The sequence below is a fragment of the Streptomyces sp. NPDC000151 genome (assembly GCF_040301705.1).
GTDB lineage: Bacteria > Actinomycetota > Actinomycetes > Streptomycetales > Streptomycetaceae > Streptomyces.
On the sequence record NZ_JBEPFC010000265.1, the window covers coordinates 1 to 4,619 of the forward strand.

2 protein-coding genes and 1 pseudogene are annotated in these 4,619 nt (G+C 75.1%); 2 read left to right on the forward strand and 1 reads right to left on the reverse strand.

Annotated elements, in window-relative coordinates; all coding sequences use genetic code 11:
* Together ABT381_RS35165 and ABT381_RS35170 are read left to right on the forward strand one after the other, a co-directional pair.
* Positions 1–1,396, forward strand: a pseudogene (locus ABT381_RS35165) (hypothetical protein); the annotation flags it as partial.
* 183 nt (positions 1,397–1,579) lie between these two features.
* Complete coding sequence (locus ABT381_RS35170; protein WP_351602000.1) at positions 1,580–2,539, forward strand: bifunctional riboflavin kinase/FAD synthetase; 960 nt, start codon at positions 1,580–1,582, stop codon at positions 2,537–2,539.
* A gap of 109 nt (positions 2,540–2,648) precedes the next feature.
* Here ABT381_RS35170 and ABT381_RS35175 read toward each other — a convergent pair.
* A partial coding sequence (locus ABT381_RS35175; RefSeq protein WP_351602003.1) for a nucleotide-binding protein occupies positions 2,649–4,619 on the reverse strand: 1,971 nt, incomplete at its 5' end.

The window sequence follows — 4,619 nt, forward strand, 5'->3', positions numbered from 1 at the left end:
GCCCGGCGCCGACGCCGGGCCGCCCCGGGAACCCACCGTCGCGGCCGCCGCGCAGGCCCTGCTGCACACCCACCGCCGGCGCGCCACCGACGGCCTCACCGAGGCGCTCGCCGCCGCCGCGCACCCGCGCGCCGACGAACTCCTCACCGCGCTCGCCGAGGACGAGCCCGCCGCGCTGTGCCGCGCCGTGGACCGCTGGTCCCGCGACGACCGGCCCGCGCGCCGGGCGGCCGCCGCCTCGTACGCGCTGGTCGTCGCGGCACACGCCGCCACCGACACGGACCGCGAACTGCTGCGGCAGGCCGCCCGTACCCTCCTCGACCGCCCGGGCGACCCCGGCGTCCACGGGGCCGCGCTGGCCGTGCTCGTCGGCGACCGGGCCACCCGTTCCCGCTACCTGGACCGGGCGCTGGCCGGTTTCGCGGCGGGCGACCCGGCGTTGCCGCCCGCCGCGTTCGCCGCCGCGCTCACCAGCCACCCCGAGCCGGTACTCGCCGCCTTCCAGACCCGCCTGCGCCGGTCGCCGACGAGGCTCCAGGGCGCCCCCGGTGGCGAGCCCAGCGACACCGACACCGACGCCGACACCGACGCCGGTCGCGCCGGGCCCGACGGCGCCGAAGCCGTGCTCCGTACGCTCGCCGGCGTCTCGACCCCCGCGCTCGCCCGGCGTGCCGCCGCCCTCGTGGACGAGTACGCCATCCGCTTCCCGTGGACGGCCGCCCGCCCCGTCGCGGACTTCGTCGCCCACCGTCTGGAGGCCGGGCCCGGCGCCCGCTCGGTGCTCCACCCCCTGGCCGTACGGCTGCTGACCGCACACGCCGCGCCGGTGCGGTGCGCGCTCGTGCCCGTACTGGCCGGGCCCGGCAGCACCGCGTCCCGCCCGCTCCGCCAGGAACTGCTGGACGTCCTGCTGGAGCGGGAACGCAACGGCCGCCGCCCGGTCCGCGCACCGGACGCGGCTCTGCCCGATGCGACCGTTCCCCGGGCCACTGCTCCCGACGCCACCGTCCCCGACGCCACCGTGCTGGACGCGCTGCTGTGCGCGGCCGCGCAGGGCGCCGCCCGCCGCCCCGAGGCGCGGACCCGGGACCTCGTGCACCGCACAGGCCTCCTCCACGTCCGCACCCTCGAAGGCGCGGCCCGTTTCGACCGCCGGCTCGTCGAGCTCGGTCGCCTGCTGCCGGACTTCGCCGCGATGGTGGGGACATGGCTGGCCGCGGCCCCCGCGGAGTGGGCCGCCATCGTCGGCCCCAGCGCCCGCGCCATGCTCGGCCCCCGCCACCCGGCAGCAGCCCCCACCGCCTCCGCCACCCCCACCACTCCCACCGTCCCCACACGCCCCATGGCGCGCGGCGCCGTCCGCACGCCCTCCCAAGGCGCCCCGCATCCGGCCTGAGCCGTGTCCGGCAGCCGTCCGCACACGCGGCCCCGCCTGCGCTCATCGGCCGCTCCCCGCGCGGGCGACCGAGGTGAGCCCACCCTTCGCGCGAACCACACCGTCCGGCATGGCAGTCTTAGACCTGCGCAATGCCGTATCGGTGTAGTGAACAGTCAAGAGTTCGGGCAAGGAGCGGGCACAGTGCAGCGCTGGCGTGGCTTGGAGGACATCCCCGAGGGCTGGGGGCGCAGCGTCGTCACCATCGGCTCCTACGACGGCGTACACCGCGGGCACCAGCTGATCCTCGGCAAGGCCGTGGCGCGCGCCCGCGAGCTGGGCGTACCGGCCGTGGCGGTCACCTTCGATCCGCACCCCAGCGAGGTCGTGCGGCCCGGCACCCACCCGCCGCTGCTCGCGCCGCACCACCGGCGGGCCGAGCTGATGGCCGAACTGGGCGTGGACGCCGTGCTGATCCTCCCCTTCACCAAGGAGTTCTCGAAGCTGGCGCCCGCCGACTTCGTCGTGAAGGTACTGGTGGACAAGTTGCACGCCAGGCTCGTCGTGGAAGGTCCCAACTTCCGCTTCGGACACAAGGCGGCGGGCAACGTCGAGACGCTGGCCGAGCTCGGCCGGACGTACGACTACGACGTCGAGGTCGTCGACCTCTTCGAGCGTGGCGAGGCGGGCGACGGCGAGCCGTTCTCCTCCACGCTGACCCGTCGCCTGGTCGCGGCCGGCGACATGGCCGGCGCCGCCGAGGTGCTCGGCCGCCCGCACCGCGTCGAGGGCGTCGTCGTACGCGGTGCCCAGCGCGGCCGCGAACTGGGCTTCCCGACCGCCAACGTGGAGACGCTGCCGCACACCGCCATCCCCGCCGACGGCGTGTACGCGGGCTTTCTGCACGTCGAGGGCGAGGCGATGCCCGCCGCGATCTCGGTCGGCACGAACCCGCAGTTCGACGGCAAGGTCCGCACCGTCGAGGCGTACGCCATCGACCGCGTCGGGCTCGACCTGTACGGCCTGCACGTCGCCGTCGACTTTGTCGCGTACATCCGCGGCCAGGAGAAGTTCGACACCCTGGACGCGCTGCTGGAGCGCATGGCCATAGACGTCAAGCAGGCCCGCGCACTGGTCGCTTCGGGCTCCGAGTCGACGAACTGAGACGCTCGCGCGCTTTCTCTCAAGCGCTGAGCGCTGAGCGCTGAACTGTAAAGCACTGAACTCCCCTGCTCAGGCAGGGGAGTTCAGTGCTTTGCGGGCTGCTATCGGCTCACTGCTGCGGGGGCTGCTGCTGCCAGCCCGGCTGGGGGCCGGGCTGTGCCGGCTGGGCGGGCTGCTGGGGGTAGCCGTAGCCGTACTGGCCGCCGGGCTGCGGCTGTTGCTGCTGCGGGTACGCCTGCGGAGGCTGCTGCCAGCCCGGCTGCGGACCGGGCTGCCCCGGCTGCCCCGGCTGCGGACCGGGCTGGCCGGGGTACTGGCCCGGCTGGGGCTGCGGCTGGCCCGGCACCTGCTGGTAACCGTGCGGCATCGGCGGCGCGGCATTCGGCGGCTGGCTGCCGCCGTCGTGCTGGGTCCACAGCCCCTGCGCCTGCTGCGCCCGCGAGAAGTCCTCGGCGACCATCGCCGAGAGGTTGAAGTACGCCTCCCGGGTCCGCGGCCGCATCATGTCGAGGTCGACCTCGGCGCCCGCCGACAGGTGCTCGTCGAACGGCACGACGACCACGCCGCGGCAGCGCGTCTCGAAGTGCGACACGATGTCCTCGACCTTGATCATCTTGCCGGTCTCGCGCACCCCGGAGATGACCGTGATGCTGCGCGAGACGAGGTCGGCGTAGCCGTGCGCCGAGAGCCAGTCCAGCGTGGTACTGGCGCTGCTCGCACCGTCCACCGACGGCGTGGAGATGATGATGAGCTGGTCGGCGAGGTCCAGCACGCCGCGCATCGCGCTGTAGAGCAGACCCGTACCGGAGTCGGTCAGGATGATCGGGTACTGCTGCCCCAGGATGTCAATGACGCGGCGGTAGTCCTCGTCGTTGAACGTCGTCGAGACGGCCGGGTCGACGTCGTTGGCGAGGATCTCCAGGCCGGACGGCGCCTGCGAGGTGAACCGCCGGATGTCCATGTAGTTGTTGAGGTACGGGATCGCGGTCACCAGGTCGCGGATCGTCGCGCCGGTCTCCCGGCGCACCCGGCGCCCGAGGGTGCCGGCGTCCGGGTTGGCGTCGATCGCGATGACCTTGTCCTGCCGCTCCGTCGCCAGCGTCGCGCCGAGCGCGGTGGTGGTCGTGGTCTTGCCCACGCCGCCCTTGAGGCTGATCACCGCGATGCGGTAGCAGGAGAGCACGGGCGTACGGATCAGCTCCAGCTTGCGCGCCCGCTCGGCCTCCTCCTTCTTGCCGCCGAACTTGAACCGGGAGTTGCCGGGCTGGTTGGCACCGGGCTTCCGTACCTTCTGCTTGCCCTTGATCAGCCGTTCCGAGGACAGCTCGACGGCAGCGGTGTACCCGAGCGGCGCCCCGGCCGGCCCCTGCGCACCCTGCTGCGGCCCGGGCTGCTGCGGCCCACCTTGCTGCGGTCCGGGCTGCTGCGGTCCGGGTTGTCCGTACTGGTTGTGCTGCCCGGGCGCTTGCCCGGGTGCCTGCGCGGACCAGGCGCCGGCGCGGGGGTCGGCGTTCTGCGCACCGGGGGCCTGACCGGCGCCCTGCGCGCCGGGGAAGCCCTGGGGGCCGGGCTGTTGGGGCTGCTGGGCGTGCGGCTGGGGCTGGGGCTGCTGGCCGTGCGGCGGCTGGCCGGGGGCACCGGGATGGGCGCCGGGCTGGTTGCCGGGCTGACCGTAGGGGGTCGGCTGCCCGGGTGCGGCGGGCTGCTGGGGGTATCCGTAAGCACCCTGGGGGGCGGCCTGGCCACCGGGCGCACCGGGCTGATTGCCGGGCTGACCGTAGGGGCCGGGCTGCGCGCCGGGCTGTCCGTTGGGCTGGCCGGGCGCGGCGGGCTGCTGCGGGTACCCGTAACCACTCTGGGGCACGGGCCCACCGGTCTGGGGCACGGGCCCACCGGCGGTACCGGGGGAGCCCTCGGCGCCGGGCTGCGCGCCGGGCTGGGGGGCGGCCTGTCCCGGCTGGGCACCGGGCTGCTGGCCGGGCTGTCCGGGCTGGGTGCCGGGCTGCTGTCCCGACGGTACGGGCTGACCCGGGGCGCCCTGCGCGCTCGGCGCCGGCGGCCAGGCCTGGCCCGACTGCGG